Annotated in this window: 19 protein-coding genes; 12 read left to right on the top strand and 7 right to left on the bottom strand. The window is 63.2% G+C overall.

Going from position 1 to position 20,244, the window contains the following annotated elements; translation table 11 throughout:
• Positions 1 to 93: 93 nt before the first annotated feature.
• Positions 94 to 1,161 (top strand): cyclic nucleotide-gated potassium channel, encoded by a 1,068-nt coding sequence (locus tag ACFOJ9_RS33315; RefSeq protein WP_378985575.1) that lies wholly within the window; start codon positions 94 to 96, stop codon positions 1,159 to 1,161.
• 129 nt (positions 1,162 to 1,290) lie between these two features.
• On the opposite strand, the gene lepA is transcribed toward ACFOJ9_RS33315, so the two are convergent.
• Positions 1,291 to 3,096 (bottom strand): translation elongation factor 4, encoded by a 1,806-nt coding sequence (gene lepA, locus ACFOJ9_RS33320; RefSeq protein ID WP_378985577.1) that lies wholly within the window; start codon positions 3,094 to 3,096, stop codon positions 1,291 to 1,293.
• 219 nt (positions 3,097 to 3,315) lie between these two features.
• Between lepA and ACFOJ9_RS33325 the strand changes: the two genes are divergently transcribed.
• From ACFOJ9_RS33325 to ACFOJ9_RS33350, 6 genes are all read left to right on the top strand, one after another.
• Positions 3,316 to 4,392, top strand: a complete 1,077-nt coding sequence (locus ACFOJ9_RS33325; protein ID WP_378985579.1) for a TadE/TadG family type IV pilus assembly protein — start codon at positions 3,316 to 3,318, stop codon at positions 4,390 to 4,392.
• A 342-nt stretch (positions 4,393 to 4,734) separates the two neighbouring features.
• Positions 4,735 to 5,427, top strand: coding sequence for a DUF1223 domain-containing protein (locus ACFOJ9_RS33330; protein ID WP_378985581.1), 693 nt, complete (start codon positions 4,735 to 4,737; stop codon positions 5,425 to 5,427).
• A gap of 101 nt (positions 5,428 to 5,528) precedes the next feature.
• Positions 5,529 to 5,810, top strand: coding sequence for a hypothetical protein (locus ACFOJ9_RS33335; RefSeq protein WP_378985583.1), 282 nt, complete (start codon positions 5,529 to 5,531; stop codon positions 5,808 to 5,810).
• 145 nt (positions 5,811 to 5,955) lie between these two features.
• Positions 5,956 to 6,684 carry a peptide-methionine (S)-S-oxide reductase MsrA gene (gene msrA / locus ACFOJ9_RS33340; protein ID WP_378985585.1) on the top strand — a complete coding sequence of 243 codons (729 nt, stop codon included), beginning with the start codon at positions 5,956 to 5,958 and terminating at the stop codon, positions 6,682 to 6,684.
• A gap of 86 nt (positions 6,685 to 6,770) precedes the next feature.
• Positions 6,771 to 7,853 (top strand): transposase, encoded by a 1,083-nt coding sequence (locus ACFOJ9_RS33345; RefSeq protein ID WP_056580349.1) that lies wholly within the window; start codon positions 6,771 to 6,773, stop codon positions 7,851 to 7,853.
• Between the two features lie 333 nt (positions 7,854 to 8,186).
• Positions 8,187 to 9,148 (top strand): IS630 family transposase gene (locus tag ACFOJ9_RS33350; RefSeq protein ID WP_378979495.1). Its coding sequence is split into 2 segments (ribosomal slippage): positions 8,187 to 8,525 and positions 8,528 to 9,148, totalling 960 coding nucleotides; the frame shifts between segments, so codons are not numbered across the junction.
• A gap of 92 nt (positions 9,149 to 9,240) precedes the next feature.
• Here the strand turns inward: ACFOJ9_RS33350 and ACFOJ9_RS33355 are convergent.
• From ACFOJ9_RS33355 to ACFOJ9_RS33365, 3 genes are all read right to left on the bottom strand, one after another.
• The gene (locus ACFOJ9_RS33355; RefSeq protein ID WP_378985587.1) at positions 9,241 to 10,245 is read right to left on the bottom strand and encodes a cytochrome d ubiquinol oxidase subunit II; all 1,005 of its coding nucleotides are present in this window, start codon (positions 10,243 to 10,245) and stop codon (positions 9,241 to 9,243) included.
• 1 nt (position 10,246) lies between these two features.
• Positions 10,247 to 11,608: a cytochrome ubiquinol oxidase subunit I gene (locus ACFOJ9_RS33360; RefSeq protein WP_378985588.1), complete on the bottom strand. Its 1,362-nt coding sequence runs from the start codon at positions 11,606 to 11,608 to the stop codon at positions 10,247 to 10,249.
• 128 nt (positions 11,609 to 11,736) lie between these two features.
• Positions 11,737 to 11,868: a hypothetical protein gene (locus ACFOJ9_RS33365; protein ID WP_378985590.1), complete on the bottom strand. Its 132-nt coding sequence runs from the start codon at positions 11,866 to 11,868 to the stop codon at positions 11,737 to 11,739.
• Positions 11,869 to 11,922: 54 nt separating this feature from the next.
• On the opposite strand from ACFOJ9_RS33365, the gene ACFOJ9_RS33370 reads away from it, so the two are divergent.
• Together ACFOJ9_RS33370 and ACFOJ9_RS33375 are read left to right on the top strand one after the other, a co-directional pair.
• Entirely contained in the window at positions 11,923 to 12,849 is a 927-nt protein-coding gene (locus ACFOJ9_RS33370; protein WP_378985592.1) for an ABC transporter ATP-binding protein, read from the top strand.
• Positions 12,850 to 12,863: 14 nt separating this feature from the next.
• On the top strand, positions 12,864 to 13,625 hold the full coding sequence (locus tag ACFOJ9_RS33375; protein WP_378988212.1) for an ABC transporter permease: 762 nt from the start codon (positions 12,864 to 12,866) through the stop codon (positions 13,623 to 13,625).
• A gap of 22 nt (positions 13,626 to 13,647) precedes the next feature.
• Here the strand turns inward: ACFOJ9_RS33375 and ACFOJ9_RS33380 are convergent, their stop codons facing one another.
• The gene (locus tag ACFOJ9_RS33380; protein ID WP_378985594.1) at positions 13,648 to 14,685 is read right to left on the bottom strand and encodes a phosphatidylglycerol lysyltransferase domain-containing protein; all 1,038 of its coding nucleotides are present in this window, start codon (positions 14,683 to 14,685) and stop codon (positions 13,648 to 13,650) included.
• Between the two features lie 355 nt (positions 14,686 to 15,040).
• Here ACFOJ9_RS33380 and ACFOJ9_RS33385 point away from each other — a divergent pair, with 355 nt between their 5' ends.
• Positions 15,041 to 16,231: a flavin-containing monooxygenase gene (locus ACFOJ9_RS33385; RefSeq protein ID WP_378985596.1), complete on the top strand. Its 1,191-nt coding sequence runs from the start codon at positions 15,041 to 15,043 to the stop codon at positions 16,229 to 16,231.
• Here the strand turns inward: ACFOJ9_RS33385 and ACFOJ9_RS33390 are convergent.
• Both ACFOJ9_RS33390 and ACFOJ9_RS33395 read right to left on the bottom strand, forming a co-directional pair.
• A complete protein-coding gene (locus tag ACFOJ9_RS33390; RefSeq protein WP_378985598.1) occupies positions 16,223 to 16,447 on the bottom strand; it encodes a hypothetical protein in 225 nt (74 codons plus the stop codon). The two genes, ACFOJ9_RS33385 and ACFOJ9_RS33390, sit on opposite strands and share 9 nt — an antisense overlap.
• Before the next feature lie 139 nt (positions 16,448 to 16,586).
• Entirely contained in the window at positions 16,587 to 18,590 is a 2,004-nt protein-coding gene (locus ACFOJ9_RS33395; protein ID WP_378985600.1) for a PhoX family protein, read from the bottom strand.
• A gap of 351 nt (positions 18,591 to 18,941) precedes the next feature.
• On the opposite strand from ACFOJ9_RS33395, the gene ACFOJ9_RS33400 reads away from it, so the two are divergent.
• The gene (locus ACFOJ9_RS33400; protein WP_378985602.1) at positions 18,942 to 19,343 is read left to right on the top strand and encodes a hypothetical protein; all 402 of its coding nucleotides are present in this window, start codon (positions 18,942 to 18,944) and stop codon (positions 19,341 to 19,343) included.
• 317 nt (positions 19,344 to 19,660) lie between these two features.
• The gene (locus ACFOJ9_RS33405) at positions 19,661 to 20,143 is read left to right on the top strand and encodes a hypothetical protein (protein ID WP_378988215.1); all 483 of its coding nucleotides are present in this window, start codon (positions 19,661 to 19,663) and stop codon (positions 20,141 to 20,143) included.
• Positions 20,144 to 20,244 lie beyond the last annotated feature (101 nt).

Consider the following 20,244-nt stretch of genomic DNA (forward strand, 5'->3'; position numbering starts at 1 on the left):
CCGATATCGGCACAGCGCAGCGACAGCAAGCACCTTTGCGCTTGCCTTGAAGGCATTCTATCCTGGAGAGTAGTAGCCGCTCGTGGGCACAGAATGTCGATACTGCCTTTCCTGAGAATTTACGCGCCGCTCAACGCGGTGTTGGCTGCGCCTGGGCTTCTGGCGGTGGCTGCGCTCACGATGCCGAACATGTCCGGACGAAGCAGACTGGCTCTGGCTGCTCTGCTCGCTGTCATTTGGGGCGCCTATCTCCTGCAGATGGCCGAGACGCTGCTCAAGCGCCGGGCGGGAGACGTTCGGAACAGGACGCCGGCAATCGTCATCGATGTGCTCGCGGTCATGGTTCCACTCGCCGCATTTCTGCTCATCGGCACGCCCGACCGGAGCCTCTACTGTGCTGTCTGGCTGCTGAAACCGCTGCGCGACTCGACTTTCTTCCCGGTCCTGGGCAGGGTGCTGGCCAACGAAGCGCGCAACCTGATCGGCGTCACCACACTCTTCGGCGTCGTTCTGTTCGGCGTCGCGCTCGCGGCCTATGTCATCGAACGCGACATCCAACCGGAAAAGTTCGGCAGCATCCCCCAGGCAATGTGGTGGGCGGTGGTCACGCTGTCCACCACCGGCTATGGCGACGCCATTCCGCAAAGCTTCGCCGGCCGCGTCCTTGCCGGGGTGGTCATGATGAGTGGCATCGGCATCTTCGCGCTCTGGGCCGGCATTCTTGCCACGGGCTTCTATCAAGAAGTCCGTCGCGGGGAATTCGTCCGCAATTGGCAATTGGTCGCGGCCGTGCCGCTGTTTCAGAAGCTCGGCCCAGCCGTGCTCGTCGAGATCGTGCGCGCGTTAAGACCTCGCACGGTGCCGGCGGGCGCCGTGATCTGCCGCAATGGCGAGCCCGGTGATCAGATGTTCTTCGTCGTGGAGGGGCGCGTCAGCGTCGCGACGCCGAACCCGGTGGAGCTTGGCCCTGGCGCCTTCTTCGGCGAGATGGCGCTGATCAGCGGCGAACCGCGTTCGGCGACCGTCAGCGCCGCAACGGCGGTCTCACTCCTGTCGCTGCACGCGGCGGATTTCCAGATGCTGTGCAGCAGCAGCCCGGAGATCGCGGAAATCATCCGCAAGACCGCGCTCGAGCGGCGCGGCGCGGCACCGATGGCTTGATCCCAATCGTGCAGCTTCAGCGCCGCGCTGGCGGGGGGCCTGCTGCCTCCGGCAGCTCCCCCGCTTTCGAAGCCTGCCATCGATCCACCGGATCGATGGCTTGGCGCGCTTAGCGCGCCAACCGGCTTCTCAATCCCCCATCTTAAGCGCCTGGATAAACGCCTCCTGCGGAATATCCACCTTGCCGAACTGGCGCATCCGCTTCTTGCCTTCTTTCTGCTTGTCCAGCAGCTTGCGCTTGCGCGAGACGTCGCCGCCGTAGCATTTGGCGGTGACATCCTTGCGCAGCGCCGAGATGGTTTCGCGGGCGATGACCTTGCCGCCGATCGCGGCCTGGATCGGGATCTTGAACAGGTGGTTCGGGATCAGTTCCTTCAGCTTCTCGCACATCTGCCGGCCGCGCTTTTCCGCCGCCGTGCGGTGCACCAGCATGGAAAGAGCATCCACCGGCTCTTCATTGACCAGGATCGACATCTTCACCAGGTCGCCTTCCTTGTAGTCGGTGAGGTGATAGTCGAACGAGGCGTAGCCCTTGGAGATCGACTTCAGCCGGTCGTAGAAATCGAAGACGACTTCGTTGAGCGGCAGGTCGTAGATCAGCATGGCGCGCTTGCCGACATAGGACAGGTCGGCCTGGATGCCGCGCCGGTCCTGGCAGAGTTTCAATATGCCGCCGAGATAATCGTCAGGCGTCAGGATGGTGGCACGAATCCACGGCTCCTCGATGGCCGAGATTTTCACCACGTCGGGCATGTCGGCCGGGTTGTGCAATTCCTTCATCGAGCCGTCGGTGAGCAGCAGCCGGTAGACGACGCTGGGTGCCGTGGCGATCAGGTCGAGGTTGAACTCGCGCTCCAGCCGCTCCTGGATGATTTCCAGATGCAACAGGCCAAGGAAGCCGCAGCGATAGCCGAAGCCGAGGGCCGCGCTGGTTTCCATTTCAAAGGAGAAGGAGGCGTCGTTGAGGCGCAGCTTGCCGACCGCGGCGCGCAGATCCTCGAAATCGGCGGCGTCGACCGGGAACAGGCCGCAGAACACCACCGGCTGCGCCGGCTTGAAGCCGGGCAGCGCCTTGGCCGTCGAGCGCTTGTCCTCGGTGATGGTGTCGCCGACGCGGGTGTCGGCCACTTCCTTGATCGAGCCGGTGAAGAAGCCGAACTCACCGGGGCCAAGCTCGTCGACATTGATGCGGGCCGGCGTGAACACGCCGGTGCGCTCGACCAGGTATTTGGCGCCGGTGCCCATCATGCGGATGGTCTGGCCCTTCTTCAAAACACCGTCGATGATGCGCACCAAAACGATGACGCCGAGATAGGCGTCGTACCAGCTGTCGACCAGCATCGCCTTCAAGGGCGCGGCGGCATCACCTTCGCGCGGCGGCGGCAAATGGTGGACGATCGCCTCCAGCACGTCGGGAATGCCAAGGCCGGTCTTGGCCGAGATCAGCACGGCGTTGGAGGCGTCGATCCCGATCACCTCCTCGACCTGCTCGCGGATGCGCTCGGGCTCGGCGGCCGGCAGGTCGACCTTGTTCAGCACCACGACGATCTCGTGGTTGTTGTCGATCGCCTGGTAGACATTGGCCAGCGTCTGCGCCTCGACGCCCTGGCTGGCGTCGACGACCAGCAGCGAACCCTCGCAGGCGGCGAGCGAGCGCGACACTTCATAGGCGAAGTCGACATGTCCGGGCGTGTCGATGAGGTTGAGGATATAGTCCTCGCCATTGTTGGCGTGGTATTTCAGCCGCACCGTCTGCGCCTTGATGGTGATGCCGCGCTCGCGCTCGATGTCCATCGAGTCCAGCACCTGCTCCTTCATGTCGCGCAGCTCCAGCCCGCCGGTCAGCTGGATCAGCCGGTCGGCAAGCGTGGATTTGCCATGGTCGATATGGGCGACGATGGAGAAATTCCGGATGTGGTCGAGGGGTGTGCTCATGGCGCGCGCTTTAGCAGGGGCGGCAAGCGGCGGCAAGGCTTGCGGCGCAAGGGCTGCTGCCGGGGCAAGCGGTGCGGCCCGCTGCCGGGCTAGGTGTGGGCGTTTATCGGCTTTGTCGGGGGAATTCTCGAAAAATCGATAAATCTTAACCAAGTGCGTTAGAGCAAAATTTGCGATCGGCATGTTAGCGGGGAGAATATTTCTGGCGGGGACGAAGGCATGCGGGGGCTTGCAGGCAGGTTTATCGAGTCGAGGAGCGGTTCAATTGCGCCGATCCTCATCGCCATCATGATTCCGCTGATCACCGCGGTCGGCTTTTCGGTCGACTACACCTCGGCGGTCCAGACCAGGTCGGCCGAGCAGGCGGCACTCGATGCAGCGATCCTGTCGATCACCACGATGGATACGGCCTCGACGAAGCCGCAGCGCCAGGTGGTGCTGCAGGATACCTACAGAGAAAACGGCGGACAGGGCACAGCGACCCTGAACAGCTTCGACGTCAGCGCCAACGGCACCGCCACCGCGCAGGCCTCGGCGAGTTTTGCCATGAAGACCGTGTTCATGCAGATCGCCAGGATCCCCACGGTGGCGATCGGCGTCACGTCGGCGGTAAACAAGGCGCCGGCCCTGGTGGAGGCGACCTTCAAGGTCACCGGCGTGTCGGGTTACTGGAGCAAGACAATGACGCTCTACGGCACCCAATTCGGTTCGACGTTGGGGGCCAAGCCGCTGATGACGATCAAATATGTCTATGGCGGCGGCACAGATCCAAAAGGTTACGGCACCACCACGGTCAGCAAGATCGACAGTTTGGGCGTCGCCACGGTGGCCCAGACGCAGGTCTGCAAGGTCGGCAAAAACCCGCCCACCGGGGTGACGCTCAACACCGACAAGTTTGGCACGAACTATTACTGTGTCGACACGATGTCTCCTGGCAACGCCGCCGGTGCGTCAATCGACGTCAGCCAGATGAGCGGACTCACTCTGCAGATGGACGTGCCATCGGGCAACCCGAAGAAGCTCATGTCGAACGATCCGGCCACCTCCAACCGGCTCTATAACGGCCTTAGATCGGATCCGACGAATCCGCAGTCCCCCATCAACTACAACGAGATCGCGACCGGCCAGATCGTTGATATCTTCAGCATCGTGCCTTGCGGCACCACAGGCTACCAGGCCTGGGAAGACGGCGGCAACGCGGTTCCGGCGCCTGTCAGCAACGCCGACTTCTTCTACAACGTGACCGGCATGTGCGACTTCAACAAGCGGCCAAACAACACGCGGCTGACGCAGTAGACGCTGAAGGCTCAACGCCCTGCGGGCTTGTGAGGCCTGGCGATCCTTCGCACCCCCCTCTGTCCTGCCGGACATCTCCCCCGCAAGGGGGGAGATTGGCAGCTTCGTTGGCCGCGCTCCTCTGGCGAAGTTGGTGATTGGCGAAAGCCGTGATGAGGGTCGATCTCCCTCCTTGCGGGGGAGATGGCCGGCAGGCCAGAGGGGGGTGCTGTCCCTCCGGCTTTCCCTGGAATCTCCCGAACCTTCATCACAAACCGGTGAGCGCTGTAACGAAGTCCGTGGCAGCAGCGAAGTGGGGACATGAGCGGTGCATCCAGGCGCCGCCGCCCACGGAGCAAGCCGATGTCCTGCAAGTTCGTCACAGTGTTCAGCCTCTCAGCGCTTGCGCTCGCCGTGTCGCTCGCTGCGGCAGCCGCCCAGCCGCTCACCGTGGTCGAGCTGTTCACCAGCCAGGGCTGCTCGTCCTGCCCGCCGGCCAACGCCAATCTGATCAAGGTCAAGGACCAGCCCGGCGTGCTGGCGCTGTCGTTCAACGTCACCTACTGGGACTATCTCGGCTGGAAGGACACTTTCGGCCGCCAGGAATTCACCCAGCACCAGGTCAGCTACGAGCCGCCGCTCGGCCATGACGGGCCGTTCACGCCGCAAGTGGTGGTCAACGGCCATGCCGATGTCGTCGGCGCCGCACCCGGCGAGATCCAGAACCTGATCGCAAGCACTGGCCGCACCAGTGGGCCGTCGCTGTCGCTCGCAGGCGGCAAGATCAGCATCGGCGCTGGCGCCGCGCCGGCCGGCCGGGCCGATGTCTGGCTGGTGCGCTATGCCAAAGGCGTCGTCGAGGTGCCGGTGGCGCGCGGTGAGAACACTGGCCGCACCTTGCCGCACGCCAATGTCGTCCATTCGCTCAAAAAGCTCGGCAGCTGGACCGGCGACGCCACGGCGCTGGATCTGCCGCCAGCTTCGGACGGCCTGAGCACCGCCGTGCTCGTGCAGTCGCCCGGTGGCGGGCCGATCTTGGCCGCTGCGACAAACTAGATCACGCTTCAACAAGAGATTGCGCAGCGCCGCATGAGCGGCGTCGCAAGAACCGGCCGCCGAAAGCGCGCCCTTCAACGACCAACCCCAAGGAGACCATCATGATCGTTCTGTCCCGCCTGACGCTGCCGGCGCTCGCTCTCGCTTTGTGTTCGACGGCGCTGTTTGCCGGCGGCATCGCCCGTGCCGATGACGCGACCAACGCGATGAAGCCGGCAGCCAATGCCATGAAACCCGCCGCCGATGCGATGAAGCCCGCAACGGATGCAATGAAGCCCGCCGACCCTATGGCCACCAATTCCATGAAGCCGGCCGCCGACGCGATGAAGCCGGCTGCCGATGCCATGAAACCCGCCGCGGACGCCATGGCCCCTGCCAACTAACGTTGGTTCGCGGCCTTCTGTCCCTGGCGGGCTCCCTGTCCAGCCGGGGCGCACGCGAATGTGAGGCTCCGCCGCAACTCACACATCGCGCCATCGTAACTGATCCAATAGACTGATCCCAATGGAAGCCATGAGGAGTGCAGCCATGACCGACATCAAGCACAACAGTTCGTTCGGGTATATCAAGGGCGCTCTTGCCGCCCTTGCGCTGGCCGCCGCGGGCGCCGCCTTCTGGCTAACGCCGGCGGTTTCGGCCGAGGACGCGGTGAAGATCCCGCCGCCGGCTTTGGACGAGAAGTCCGCTGCCGGCAGTGAGAAGGCAATCTTCGCCGGCGGCTGCTTCTGGGGCGTGCAGGGCGTCTTCCAGCACGTCAAGGGCGTGACCAAGGCCGTCTCCGGCTACGCCGGCGGCGACAAGGACACCGCCGTCTACGAGACGGTCGGCTCAGGCCGCACCGGACATGCCGAATCCGTCGAGATCACCTACGATCCGTCTGAGGTGACCTACGGCCAGCTGCTGCAGGTCTACTTCTCGGTCGCGCATAACCCGACCCAGCTGAATTTCCAGGGTCCGGACTCCGGCACGCAGTACCGCTCGACGATCTTTGCCGAAAACGATGCGCAAAAGAAGATCGCGCAGAGCTACATCGCCCAGCTCGACCAGGCCAAGGTGTTTCCGAAACCGATCGTCACCACGCTGGAAACCGGCAAGACCTTCTATCCGGCCGAGAATTATCATCAGGACTTTCTGACGCTGAACCCGACCTATCCCTACATCGTCTACAACGACCTGCCCAAGGTGGCGAACCTGAGGGCACTGTTCCCGACGCTGTACAGCGACAAGCCGGTGCTGGTGCTGTCGGCGAGCAATTGAGCTGAGCGCTGGTAATCTCCCCCCTCGAGGGCATATGCGCTAAGATAGGTGTTGCAGTGGGGAATCGGTTGTGATTCTACGCTGCGATGACTCACGAATCGCTTGTAGATGACGGCTGGGCCGAGACGATTGAGCTCCTCGGCGGTGAAGAGTTGATTGCAGGGAGTGCCCGCGAGACGAAGGCGTTTCTGCGGCCGCGGGGCGTCAGGTCGGCTACTGATCTGTTGCGCCTGACACTGGCTTACTGCCTTGGCAAGGTGGGCATGCGGGGCGTCGTGGCCTGGGCGGCGGCAAGCGGGATCGCCGACATCTCGGACGTGGCGTTGCTCGGCCGGCTGCGCAATGCAGGGCCGTGGCTGCAGCAGTTGATCGGGCACCTTTTGAAGCGCGAGGAGGAAGGCTTGCCTAAGGGCCGGCTGATCCGCATCCTCGATGCGACATCGGTTGCCAAGGCGGGTGTGCATGAGAAGAAGAACAATGGCCTTTGGCGTATGCACTGCGCCTTCGATCTTGAGCGCGAGCAGTTCGATTTCCTCGAGATCACCGACCAGAGCGAGGCCGAGCTGATCGACCGCGTGCCGGTGGTGCCGGGCGAGATCCGCATCGGCGACCGCGCCTATCTGCAGGCCGAGCGGATCGCAAAGGTCATGGCGCAAGACGGCGACGTTGTCGTGCGCGCGCCGTGGAAGAATGTGCGATGGCTCGACGCCAACGGCAAGGCGTTCGATCTCATCGGCCACCTGAAGAGCTGCCGGGAGGAGGTCATCGAAACGCCTGTCTGGCTGGGCCTCAAGAAGGGCGAGCCCCTGAAGATGCGCCTGATCGCCTTGCGCAAATCCGAGGCTGCGACACAAGAAGCGCGGCGCAAAATCAACAAGGAAGCCAAGGCCAAGGGCAAGCAGGTTCAACCGGAGACGCTGATTGCCGCCGGCTTTGTCATCCTTGTGACCTCGCTTGACCAGGAGGAGTTTCCCTCCGGCACAGTTCTCAAGCTCTATCGCATGCGCTGGCGCATCGAGCTCGCCTTCAAGCGTCTGAAGAGCCTGATCGGACTGCGCGCGCCTCCAGCCAAAGACCCAAGGATCGCAAAGCCTTGGATTCTTGCCCACTTCCTCATCGCGCTTGTGACCGAACCCCTTTCGCAGGAGTTGGGTGTCTCTCCCCCTTGAGCGACGGGCGCCCGCTGCTGTGGCGCGCCACCCGCCAGATCGTCGCCTCTCTGATCGCAGCGATCTTTGCTCAACCTCCCTTGGCAGCCCTGCGCCAAAATCTCCATGCCTTGCGACATCGAGGCGTGAGCCACCACGAAAGCGCAAATTTCAGTCCATGCCGAAGCTATCTTAGCGCATATGCCCTCGAGGGGGAGATGTCGCCGAAGGCGACAGAGGGGGTCGCCGCGCGTGGAGCGCTAGAGCGGAATGAATTGAGGCTGAATCGGATGGGATTCCCTAAGGCTTGCAAATCTGATTCAACATGCTGGCTGGACAAGGAGGCCGGCATGGATGGGCAAGCCTTATTCGATGGATCTTCGCGAACGGGTTGTAGCGTCAGTTGAGCAGGAGGGGCTGTCGCGGCGGCAGACAGCAGTGCGCTTTGGGGTTGGGATCAGCACCGTCATCAGATGGGTAAGCCGCTTGCGCGAGACGAGCAGTCTTGCGCCCGGCAAGATGGGTGGGCACAGACCGAAGAACATTGCCGGAGAGCATCGGGAGTGGCTGTTGCTGCGCTGCCGGGCCGCTGATTTCACGTTGCGCGGACTGGTGGCCGAACTGGCTGAGCGCGGCCTGAAGGTTGATTACCGCTCGGTATGGGAGTTCGTCCACGCCGAGAAGCTCAGTCACAAAAAAAGACGCTGATCGCGGCCGAGCAGGATCGCCCAGATGTGGCGCGCCGGCGGGCACAGTGGGCAAAATATCAGGATCGTATCGATCCTTCCCGCCTGGTGTTCATCGACGAGACATGGACCAAAACCAACATGGCTCCACTCAGGGGATGGGCGCCGCGCGGCGAGAGGATCAAAGCCAAGGTGCCGCACGGCCATTGGAAGACCATGACCTTCCTGGCGGCGCTGCGCCACGACCGTGTCGAAGCACCATGGCTGATCGACGGACCGATCAACGGCGAGCGCTTCCAGCTCTATGTCGATGAGGTTCTTGTCCCAACCCTCAAGTCCGGCGACATCGTCATCATGGACAATCTCGGCTCGCACAAGGGCAAGGCCGTGCGCCGCACCATTCGATCAGCCGGCGCCAGGCTGTTCTTGCTGCCGAAATACTCGCCCGACCTCAACCCCATCGAGAAGCTCTTCGCCAAGCTCAAGCACTGGCTGCGCAAGGCTGCCAAGCGAACAGTCGAAACTGTCTGTGACGCCATCGGCCAAATCCTCGGCACCGTCACTTCAACCGAATGCCGAAATTACTTCACTGAGGCCGGATATGCCCAACCTAAATTCATCCCGCTCTAACTTCTTCTTTCGCCGCATAAGATGTCGCGTCCGGTCGGACCGACCCCCTCTGGCCTGCCGGCCATCTCCCCCTCGAGGGGGGAGATCACGTCTCAGTCATAGGTCAGATCCGTCGCCTTCCCGCCAAACACCCGGTAGGCATAGAACGAATAGAAGATGATGACCGGCAGCACGACCACCGTGCCGGCCAGGATGATGGCCAGGCTCTCCGGTGCCGAAGCCGCCTGCCAGATGGTCAGGCGATCGGGCACCACGAAGGGGTAGAACGACCAGGCCAGGCCGGCAAAGCCGAGCGCGAAGATGGCGGCCAGCGTCAGGAACGGCGTCAGCGAATGGCGGTCGTCGGGCTTCGGCAGATGGAAGGTCTGCCGCCAGAGCCACAGGAACAGCAGCGCCGACAGGATCGGCAGCGGCGACAGATAGAGCATCGAGGGCCAGACGAACCATTTGTCGAAGATGCGCGGGCTGGCGAACGGCGTCGCCAGCGACACCGCCGCCATGCCGAGCGCGGTCAGCACCAGCGTCGTGCGCAGCCAGCGCACCGCCTTCTTCTGCAATTCGCCTTCGGTCTTGTAGATCACCCAGGCCGCGCCCATCGCCGCATAGGCCGCGGCAAGGCAGAACGCCACCAGCACGCCGAACGCCATGCCACTGAGGCCGACATCGAGGCCCAGCACATAGACGCCCAGCATGTAGCCCTGCGCCAGCGATGCGATGATGGAGCCGAGGAAGAATATACGGTTCCAGCGGTGCTTGCGCTCGGTCGGCACCTTGGCGCGGAAATCGAAGGCGACGCCGCGCAGGATCAGCCCGACCAGCAGCACGAAGACCGGAATGTAGAGGGCGGTCAGGATCACGCCATGCGCCAGCGGGAATGCGACCAGCAGCAGGCCGACGGCCAGCACCAGCCAGGTCTCGTTGGCGTCCCAGAACGGGCCGATGGCAGCGATCATCGTATCCTGCTCGGCGTCTTCGGCTGCGGCAAACAGGATGCCGATGCCCAGATCGAAACCGTCGAGAATGACGTAGATCAGGATGGCGAGGCCCATCAGGCCGGCGAAGATCAGCGGAAGCGCGGTTGGCCAGTCGAAGCTCATGTCACTCTCCCGCAGCCGGCTGCGACATCGGCGCGTTGAGCACGCCCGGCAGCGGCGATGAATCGCCGTCCTTCGCCGCCTTCAGCGCCAGGTGCACCAGCACGCCGAGATAGGCGATCAGCAAAAGCACGTAGAGAATGAGATAGATGGCCAGCGTCAGCGCGACATGGCTGCCGGCCACCGGGCCGACCGCGTCGGCGGTTTTCAGCACGCCCGTCACCAGCCAGGGCTGGCGGCCGATTTCGGTGGTGTACCAGCCGGCCAGCGTCGCCAGCCAGCCCGACAGCGCCATCGGCACCATCAGCATGGCAAGCGGCTTCGGCAGGCTGTGCCGGCGCTTGAGGAAGAAGGCCGCCGACCATGAGACGAGCAGCATCAATATGCCGGTGCCGACCATGATGCGGAAACCCCAGAACACCGGGAACACCGGCGGATGGTTGCCAGGGTAGTCGTTCAGCCCTGGCACCACGCCGCTGGCGCTGTGCCGCAGCACCAGGCTGGCGCCATCGGGAATGGCGATCTCGAACCTGTTTTCCTTGGCCGCCTCGTCGGGCAGGGCGAAGAGAACCAGCGGCACGTTGGGGCCGGTGTTCCAGTTGGCCTCCATGGCGGCGATCTTCTGCGGCTGATGCTCCAGCGTGTTGAGCCCATGCTGGTCGCCGGCAAAGATCTGGATCGGGATCAGGATCGCCGCCGTGAAGACGCCGGTGCGCAGTGCCTTCCACATCGATTCCGAGCGGTCGCCGTAGAGATAGCGCAGCGCCGACAGGCCAGCGATCAGGAACGACACCGTCAGCCCTGAGGCCAGCAGCATGTGGGTGAGCCGGTAGGGCATCGACGGGTTGAAGACGATCGCCCACCAGTCGACGGCATGCGCCACACCGTCGCGGATCTCAAAGCCGGCCGGCGTCTGCATCCAGGAATTGAGCGCGATGATCCAGAAGGCCGAGACGGTCGTTCCGCCGGCCACCAGCACCGTCGCCAGCGTGTGGATGCGGTTGGAGACGCGGCGGAAGCCGAACAGCATGATGCCGAGGAATGCCGCTTCGAGGAAGAAGGCGGTGAGGATCTCGTAGGCCAGCAGCGGCCCGGCGATGTTGCCGACCTTTTCCATGTAGCCCGGCCAGTTGGTGCCGAACTGGAAACTCATGGTGACGCCCGAAACCACGCCCATGGCGAAGGACAGCGCGAACACCTTCACCCAGGTGAAATAGGCGCGCATCCAGGCGGAATCGTTGGTCGCATTGTAGCGCAGCTTGAAGAACAGCAGCACCCAGCCAAGCGCAATGGTGATCGTCGGAAACAATATATGGAACGAAATATTCGCGCCGAATTGCATGCGCGACAGGATGAGCGGGTCCATGGTGGGCTCCGGCTGCTTCTAATGGTTGAAGAATAGGGCGCATGCCGGACCAGGTCAAAGCGGCGTCCCGCCGCGAGGCGGAACGCCGCAGCGCCTTGGCGATATGACGCATGCGTGCAGTGCCCAGCCTATGCGCCGGTGTCCGGTAGTTCGCCGAGCGCGTCGGCGAACTTGCGCATCAGGCGCACGAGTTCCTCGATCTCCTGCGCGTCCCACGATTGTCGAGAACTGTCAGCAGCGGCATTGACTTCCGGTTGCATGGAACGACATTCGGCCTATATCAGGGGACCTCTTTCAAGCAGCCGTTTTCATCCATGCCCTCCATCCTGTCTATTTCCGGGGTCTCCAAGACCTACGCCACCGGTTTCACCGCGCTCAAGGAGGTCAATCTCGACATCCAGCGTGGCGAGATCTTTGCGTTGCTCGGTCCGAACGGCGCCGGCAAGACGACGCTGATCTCGATCGTCTGCGGCATCGTCAACCGCTCGTCGGGCACCGTCACGGTCGATGGCCACGACATCAACAAGGATTACCGCGCCGCCCGCAGCCTGATCGGCCTGGTGCCGCAGGAGCTGACCATCGACGCTTTCGAGAGCGTCTGGGCGACGGTCAACTACAGCCGCGGCCTGTTCGGCAAGCCGGCCAACCCGGCCTTTGTCGAAAAAGTGCTGCGCGACCTGTCGCTGTGGGACAAGAAGGACGCCAAGGCGATCACCCTGTCGGGCGGCATGAAGCGCCGGCTGATGATCGCCAAGGCGCTGTCGCATGAGCCGCGCATCCTGTTCCTCGATGAGCCGACCGCCGGCGTCGATGTCGAGCTGCGCCAGGACATGTGGGCGATGGTGCGCCGGCTGCGCGAGGATGGCGTCACCATCATCCTCACCACGCACTATATCGAGGAAGCCGAAGCGATGGCCGACCGCGTCGGCGTCATCAATCGCGGCGAGATCATCCTGGTCGAGGACAAGGCCGAACTGATGCGCAAGCTCGGCCGCAAGCGGCTGGTGCTGGAACTGCGCAGCCCGCTGACGGCCATTCCCGAAGCCTTCTCGCGCTACGCGCTGGAGCTGTCGCCCGATGGCGGACAGTTGACCTACACCTATGACAACCAGGCCGAGCGGCCGGGCGTCGCCTCGCTCATCCGCGATCTCGAGGCCGGCGGTATCCAGTTCCGCGACATCGACACGCAAAACAGCTCGCTCGAGGAGATCTTCGTCAATCTGGTGAGGAGAGAGCCATGAACCTCCGCGTGGCCATGAATCTTCGTGCGGTATGGGCGATCTACCGGATGGAAATGGCGCGAGCCTTCCGCACCGTGCTGCAGAGCATCGTTTCGCCGGTCATCTCGACATCGCTGTATTTCGTCGTCTTCGGTTCGGCCATCGGCTCGCGCATCACCGAGATCGACGGCATCAGCTATGGCGCCTTCATCGTACCGGGACTGATCATGCTGTCACTCTTGACGCAGTCGATCTCCAACGCCTCCTTCGCCATCTACTTCCCGAAATTCGTCGGTTCGATCTACGAGCTTCTGTCGGCGCCGGTCTCCTATCTTGAAATCGTCATCGCCTATGTCGGCGGTGCGGCGACCAAGTCGATCATCCTCGGCCTGATCATCCTGGCCACCGCCTCGCTGTTCGTGCCGCTCACCATCCTGCATCCGGTGTGGATGGTCGCCTTCCTGGTGCTGACGGCGGTGACCTTCAGCCTGTTCGGCTTCATCATCGGCATCTGGGCCAAGAGCTTCGAGCAGCTGCAGCTGGTGCCGCTGTTGATCATCACGCCGCTGACCTTCCTCGGCGGCAGCTTCTATTCGATCAACATGTTGCCCGGCATCTGGCGCACGGTGACGCTGTTCAACCCGGTCGTCTATTTGATCAGCGGCTTCCGCTGGAGCTTTTACGGCAAGTCCGACGTCTCGGTCGGCATCAGCCTCGGCATGACCGTCGTTTTCCTGGCCGTCTGCATAGCCATCGTCGCCTGGATCTTCAAGACCGGCTACCGGCTGAGGAACTGATCGGGGCTGCGAGGAACCAGCCTCAGATCGCCTTGACCAGCCGCAGCAGCCCCAGCATCTCCACATAGGTCCCCTCGCGAAAGGCGAGGTAGACCGGCTCCTCGACACCGTGGAAGCGGCGTTTGAACGCCGCCTGGCCTTGCAGGTTGAACCTGCGGCGGTTGATCCAGGGCGAATCGTAGGCGCGCTGGAAGGCATTGCGCCAGGAATCGCTTTCGGCAAAGCCGCTCGGGCCGATGTCGACGAGCGGCGACAGGCCGAGCGTGACCATCGAGATGCCTTGTTCGCGAAAACGGTCGACGGCGAATTTGGTCAGGCCGATCTCGGCATGCGGCGAGGCATCGATATGCTTGCGCTTGAAGGCGGTGGTGTAACCGATGACCTTGCCGTCGCGAAATAGCGGGTCGAAGTCGAGCAGGGCGACCAGCTCGCCATCGGGGCCATGCAGGACGAAACGGCGCATGTCCATGCCGAGATGGTCGGCGAACGGGCGGTTGAGAAAGCCCATCTCCCAACGCTTGACGATGCGGTCGCCGCGCCAATTTTGGGAGAGCCGGGCGATCTCGTCGAGGTGGATCGTGCGTTTGTCCTCTTCGAACGAAAAGCCCTTCTTCAACAGCCAGCGCTCGGAGTAGCGCACGGTCTCGTTGCGCTTTCCGGAAAAATCATGGGCTGGCAGGGTGATGCGCGTGTCGATGCCGAACCGATTGACCTTGTAGCCGAGCCCGGCCAGCACGCGCGCCGTCTCCTCGCCGATCTGCACGAACCACGGGCTGCCGGCGGTCTCGACGAAGCGTCTGATGTAGTCGGGCCGATGCACCGGTGCCGCCACCGGATCGCCGAGCGCGAAATGATGCCTCATCTTGGTGCCGAAGGCGATGTAGCCGTCGGCGTCACCGAAATAGGAAAGCTTGTTTTGAACGGCGGTCGAATAGGCGAGCGAGAAGTCGCCATGGCGGCGGACCAGCGCCAGGCGTTCGACATGGGTCAGCGCCTGGCGCTCGACCTTGGGCGAGGCACCCTCGAGGATTTTGTCGAAATAGATCCGCAAGGAGGGCATGGTCGAGATTCCGCGTGCCGCCACAGCGCCGCGCGTTTAAGTCGCGCAAGGTTGCTGTAACATTTTGATTCTGCGCATGACCTCGAAAAACCGAACTCGATTCCGGGCATACGCGTGGGGGATAACAGAGACCCGCCAGCCCCCCAGGCCTCGAATCAATCACATTGCCGCGACCTGATTACCGCTGATATCGCGCATATGCCATATAGAGCGCAACCGCAGCCCAGCGTACGGCTCGAAATTCGCGTGGCTCGAAATTCGGCGGCGGTTTGCTTGATGGGTCCTGCGCGGGATCAAACGGTTACAGCGTGCTGCGAGCCTTGTGGCAGGACGGTCGAATGGGATTCGAGAGTGAATGACTGATACGACAATCAGATCGGTTACGGACCTGCCGGTGACAGTCGAGCCGGCAATCATCGTCGGCGCCGGTGTTGCCGGACTGGCCGCGGCGCATGCCTTGATGAACGCCGGCGTGCCGACGGCGATCCTGGAAAAGGAAAGCCGGCTGGCCGAGCCCTGGCACCGGCGGCACCAGCAGTTGCATCTCAACACCCACCGCGATCTTTCTTCGCTGCCTGGTCTTGCCTATCCCCCGGGCACCCCTGCCTTTCCGCACAGGACGGTCGTCATCCGCCATATGAATGATTTCAGGGAGGAGAACCGGCTGCCGGTGCAGTTTGGCGTTGCTGTCGAAGAGATCGCGTTCAAGGGCGATCACTGGGCGCTGTGGACCAGCGCCGGGCTGCGCCTGGCCCGCAATGTCGTCATCGCCACAGGCCGCGACAGGCAGCCCTTCATTCCCAAATGGAAAGGCATGAAGGATTTCGGCGGCCGCACCATCCATTCGGCGGATTTTGGCGACGCGCAGGCCTATGCGGGCCAAAAAGTCCTGGTCGTCGGTGCCGGCAATTCGGGCTTCGACGCGCTCAATCATCTGGCCGACATAGACACGGCCGCCATCTGGCTGTCGGCCCGCAACGGCCCCGCCCTTCTGCCCAAGCGGATCGCCAAGATCGCCGTGCATCGGCTTTCGCCGTTCATGGCGCGCTTGCCCTTGCGGGTCGCCGATGCGGTGATCGCGGCGACGCAACGCCTGGTTTTCGGCGACCTGACCAAATTCGGCATGCCGCCCGCACCTTCGGGTGGGGCCAGCCGCCTGACTTCGGACTACACCGCGATCGCCGCCGACGATGGCGCCGTTCACGCCATCAAGACCGGCAAGATCACCGTCGTGCCGGCCATACGGGAATTCACCCGCGACGGCGTGATCCTGGCCAATGGCAGCCTGATCGACCCCGACATCGTCATTGCCGCGACAGGCTATCGCACCGGGCTGGAGCCCATGGTCGGCAAGCTCGGCGTCCTCGACGGCAAGGGCGTCCCGCTCTTCAACGGCGGGCAGGCCGATCCGAAACTGCCCGGCCTGTGGTTCACCGGCATGCGGCCAAGCATTCGCGGCTGCTTCGCCAATGCCGGCATCCTGGCCAAGGCGATCGCCAAACGGATTGCAGGTTCCGCCTCCCACCGATCCGGTGCATCACGCTGATTTCGGCTCGAGCCGCCGGAAGCCGACGGCCTCCATCAGCATATCCTCTTCGACCATGCCGGCATTGTGCAGGGCAAGCAGGGTCAGCGCAAGTTCGCGCGCCTCCGCCGATTCGGGGTGTGCTTCGCGCCGCCGGCAGGCTTCGTCGAACACGCGTTGCAGCCTTGCGATGTCGTCGGGTTTGAGCAGGCCACGGTCATAGATGGACTTCGGCATGGCGATCTCCTGATAAAGACCTAGGGCGCCACGTTTAAATTGCCAATCTTTCCCGAGGCTTGACTGATTTCACGCGAAAAAGGGAGGGGCTTCGGGTCGCCGAAGTCCCTCCCTTGAGATTGCAGACGAGTGCCTGATATCAGACCGCGATCTTGCCGCCGCCCTGTTTGGTGATGGCGACGACCGCCGGCCGCACCGGCATGTCGGGCTTGAAGTCGGGCCAGCGCGTCGACAGGTCCTCATAGTAGGACGGGCGGCCGAACGCTTCCCAGTCATCGCCGCCGTCGCCCGGATGCTGGACAGCGACGAAGGCGGTCTGGTCATCCGGCGCAAACAGCGGGCCGCACATTTCGGCGCCGATCGGCACGCGGAAGAACAGCTTTGAGGTCGCCCGTGCCGGGCCTTCCGTGTCCACCGCCCACAGGCCATCGGTGCGGCCGGTGGCCTTCGGGCCCTGGCCGTCGGTGGCGACCCACAGGCGCCCAGTCGAATCGACCGCGCAATTGTCGGGCATGCCGAACCAGCCATTGGCCGTCGTCGCCGTCGAGAAGGTGGCTCCGACATCGGCCACCGAAGGATCGCCGCATTTCAACAGCACTTCCCACTTGCCCTTCGCAGCGGCGAAATCGCCGCCGTCCTCCGATATCTCGATGATGTGGCCGAAGGCGTTTTCGGCGCGCGGGTTGGCGGCATCGATTTGGTCGGCCTTGCGCTTCGAATTGTTGGTCAGCATCACATAGACCTTGCCGTTGACGGCATTGGGCTGGATGTCCTCGGGGCGGTCCATCTTGGTGGCGCCGAGCAAATCGGCGGCGCGGCGCGTCTCGATCAGCACATCGGCCTGGCTGGCAAAACCGTTTTCAGTCGTCAGCGGCCCCTGGCCGAAGACGATCGGCAGCCATTCGACAGTGCCGTCCTCGGCGAATTTGGCGACATGCAGCGTGCCGTCGTCGAGTAGATCCTTGTTGGCGGCGAGGTCATTGGGATTGAACGCCGCCTTGGTGACGAACTTGTAGACATAGTCGAAGCGCTCGTCGTCGCCGAGATAGAAGACGACGCGGCCGTCCTTGGCGACGATCGATTCGGCGCCCTCATGCTTGAAGCGGCCCATGGCGGTGCGCTTCCTCGGCGTCGAGGTCGGATCGTTGACATCGACCTCGACGATCCAGCCGAAGCGGTTGGCTTCGTTCGGCTCCTTGGCAAGGTCGAAACGGTCATAGTGCGCCGCCCATTCATAGGCGCCTTCGGGAATGCCGAGGCGCTTGTAGTTGGCGGCTTCCTTGTGGCCTTCCGGCAATTCGCCGGAAAAATAGCCGTGGATGTTCTCCTCGGCCATGACATAGGTGCCCCAAGGCGTGACACCGCCGGCGCAATTGTTGACGGTACCCAATACCTTGGTGCCGGATGGATCGGCATTGGTCTTGACGCGGTCATGGCCGGCAACCGGACCCGACAGCGCCATTTCGGTGTTGGAGGTGATGCGGCGGTTGAGCTTGCCGTCGCGCACCACCTGCCATTTGCCACCGTCCTTGCGGATTTCGACGATGGTGCCGCCGTGGGCCGCCATCTCGACATCGACCTGCTCCTTCGAGAGTGGTGCGACTTCCGCCGACTTCTTGCCGTCCTTTTCGACGATCTTGACGATGCCCGGGAACATCAGATGCGGGTTGGTGTATTCGTGGTTGACGACCAGCAGGCCGTGTTCGGCCGAGCCGTCGATCGGGAGATAGCCGACATAATCGTTGTTGTAGCCGAATTGTTTCGCCTGGGCCTGCGCCGACTGTTTCGTCGGGTCGAACTCCGGCGAATCGGCAAACAGCGGGTCGCCCCAGCGCAGCAGCACATCGGCATCGTAGCCCGGCGCGACATGATGCTTGTCGTCGATGCCGGCCTCCAGTTCGTCGAACGCGAAGGCGGAGGCCTCAGTGGCCCGGGCCTCGTCGGCGCTGATCAGCGCCAGCGGGCTGACGGTTGCGGCGATGGCCGAGACGGCCAGCGAACCCCTAAGGAAGCCGCGGCGCGAGAACCGCGCGGCGATGATCTCGCCCATGGTGCGGTTGTCGGTGGGGTTGGTGGCCGGGCCGTCGTTTTCCTCGAGCAGGCTGGTGCGGAATCGGGCGTCGGGGAAGCGATGTTCGGTCATTTGGGGCTTGCCTCTGGCTTTTGGGGATGGCTGGAGCGTGCTGCGTGTTTAACCCCTTATATCCGGTCGATCACATTTTCGTGACATCTCAAACGCTTTCAACCGCATTCCACGATCTCGGCAGCCGACCCTTCGCAACTGCGCAACGCGGGGGACCAAGGTCCCTGATCAGGCCAAGCAAAGGTCCCTGTTGGCGCGGCATCGGTCGTGGGCCCCTTATGCCAAGGCAGCTATGTCGGCAATGGTCGGCGGCTTGCCAACGCCGGCGTCGGCCTGATGAAAAGGAGGACCGAGATGCGTGGATCGATCCCCACCCGCTATCGCTGGCTGGCTCTGAGAGCGACATCGGCATTGGCGCTGGCCATCGCCCCCTATCAACTCGCCTTCCACGGCTCCGCTCCCGGCATCGTTGCCGCGGCCGCGCACGCCAAGGATGGCGGAAGTGGTGGAAACGGTGGAAGTGGCAGCGGAAACAGCGGCAATTCCGGGGCCGGTGGCGGTAACAATGGCGCCGGTAACGCTCATGGCGGAACCGACAATTCCGGATCCGGCAACGGCGGAGCCAGCCATCATGTCAATGCAGCCACCGGCGACAAGGTGGATGTGGACGGCAACAAGATCGAGGTCGAGCATCCCGACGGCATCAAGGAAGAGATAGAGAACGGTCGTTTCGAGATGAAGGATGCCCTCGGGCGCACGATCGTCGAACGTCCGGCGACGGCGGACGATTTCAGTCGCCTCGAGGCATTATGAGGCAAGGCCAGCATCTAGCGGCCCGGCCTCACAAGTCACCTCCGCCGCCCCCGGCGGAGGTGACTTGATGTTCGGCGTCTGCCGCCACCAGGCATGGGGAAAGCCAGTCTCCCGTTCGGCGATGGCGGTCGCGGCGCCGTTCATGCGAAGCTAATATAGCATACGAATAGGACTTTAGTCCAACCTTGCGCTTGCAAAGGTCCTGGGTGACAACCGCAACGGTCGGAGGTCGCTTCCGGGCACCACGTCTTTCGGCGATGTTGGTTGCAACTGCAACGTTGGGGTGGGCGCGCCGGGCTCAATCGTCGGAGATCAGGATGCACAGATCGGTCACGATCCGTTGTTGCCGGCTTGCGCTCAGATTGGCGGCCGCGCTGGCGTTGATCATCGCTCCCTATCAAATTGCCTTCCACGGGTCCGTTCCCGGGATCTACGCTGCCAGCGCACAGGCTGGCAAGGGCGGCAATGGCGGGGGTGGAAACGGAAACGGCGGCAATTCCGGCGGCGGCAACAGCGGTAACAGCGGCGGCAACAGCAGCGGCGGTAATAGCGGCAACGGGAAGGGCAACAGCGGCAACAACGGCAAATCGGGATCCAATCAGGGTAAGAGCGCGAGTCATGTCAATGCCGCGACCGGCGACAAGGTCGACGTGACAGGTAACAAGATCACAGTTCGGCATCCCGACGGCATAACGGAAAAGCTCGAGAACGGTCGTTTCAGCATGGAGGATGCGCTCGGTCGCACGATCATCGACCGTCGGGCCACGCCGGCCGATGTCAGCCGTCTCAAGGCCTTGTGAAGCTTGCCAACAGGCAACGGCCGGCTTCACATGTCACCTCCGCCGCCCCCCGGCGGAGGTGACCTCGTTTTTAGGCCGGCGCCGCGCGATTTTCCGGCACC

Origin of the sequence: Mesorhizobium cantuariense (assembly GCF_042647205.1) — a bacterium.
In the GTDB taxonomy this organism is placed as follows: domain Bacteria; phylum Pseudomonadota; class Alphaproteobacteria; order Rhizobiales; family Rhizobiaceae; genus Mesorhizobium; species Mesorhizobium cantuariense.

What these genes read in the sequence shown, in the direction of transcription:
- ACFOJ9_RS33365 (WP_378985590.1), bottom strand. Translation starts at nt 11,868, where the DNA reads ATGCAACCGGAAGTCAATGCCGCTGCTGACAGTTCTCGACAATCGTGG.
- lepA (WP_378985577.1), bottom strand. Translation starts at nt 3,096, where the DNA reads ATGAGCACACCCCTCGACCACATCCGGAATTTCTCCATCGTCGCCCAT.
- ACFOJ9_RS33390 (WP_378985598.1), bottom strand. Translation starts at nt 16,447, where the DNA reads ATGCCGAAGTCCATCTATGACCGTGGCCTGCTCAAACCCGACGACATC.
- ACFOJ9_RS33375 (WP_378988212.1), top strand. Translation starts at nt 12,864, where the DNA reads ATGAATCTTCGTGCGGTATGGGCGATCTACCGGATGGAAATGGCGCGA.
- ACFOJ9_RS33360 (WP_378985588.1), bottom strand. Translation starts at nt 11,608, where the DNA reads ATGGACCCGCTCATCCTGTCGCGCATGCAATTCGGCGCGAATATTTCG.
- ACFOJ9_RS33405 (WP_378988215.1), top strand. Translation starts at nt 19,661, where the DNA reads ATGCACAGATCGGTCACGATCCGTTGTTGCCGGCTTGCGCTCAGATTG.
- ACFOJ9_RS33315 (WP_378985575.1), top strand. Translation starts at nt 94, where the DNA reads ATGTCGATACTGCCTTTCCTGAGAATTTACGCGCCGCTCAACGCGGTG.
- ACFOJ9_RS33335 (WP_378985583.1), top strand. Translation starts at nt 5,529, where the DNA reads ATGATCGTTCTGTCCCGCCTGACGCTGCCGGCGCTCGCTCTCGCTTTG.
- ACFOJ9_RS33330 (WP_378985581.1), top strand. Translation starts at nt 4,735, where the DNA reads ATGTCCTGCAAGTTCGTCACAGTGTTCAGCCTCTCAGCGCTTGCGCTC.
- ACFOJ9_RS33370 (WP_378985592.1), top strand. Translation starts at nt 11,923, where the DNA reads ATGCCCTCCATCCTGTCTATTTCCGGGGTCTCCAAGACCTACGCCACC.
- ACFOJ9_RS33380 (WP_378985594.1), bottom strand. Translation starts at nt 14,685, where the DNA reads ATGCCCTCCTTGCGGATCTATTTCGACAAAATCCTCGAGGGTGCCTCG.
- ACFOJ9_RS33395 (WP_378985600.1), bottom strand. Translation starts at nt 18,590, where the DNA reads ATGACCGAACATCGCTTCCCCGACGCCCGATTCCGCACCAGCCTGCTC.
- ACFOJ9_RS33345 (WP_056580349.1), top strand. Translation starts at nt 6,771, where the DNA reads ATGACTCACGAATCGCTTGTAGATGACGGCTGGGCCGAGACGATTGAG.
- msrA (WP_378985585.1), top strand. Translation starts at nt 5,956, where the DNA reads ATGACCGACATCAAGCACAACAGTTCGTTCGGGTATATCAAGGGCGCT.
- ACFOJ9_RS33325 (WP_378985579.1), top strand. Translation starts at nt 3,316, where the DNA reads ATGCGGGGGCTTGCAGGCAGGTTTATCGAGTCGAGGAGCGGTTCAATT.
- ACFOJ9_RS33355 (WP_378985587.1), bottom strand. Translation starts at nt 10,245, where the DNA reads ATGAGCTTCGACTGGCCAACCGCGCTTCCGCTGATCTTCGCCGGCCTG.
- ACFOJ9_RS33385 (WP_378985596.1), top strand. Translation starts at nt 15,041, where the DNA reads ATGACTGATACGACAATCAGATCGGTTACGGACCTGCCGGTGACAGTC.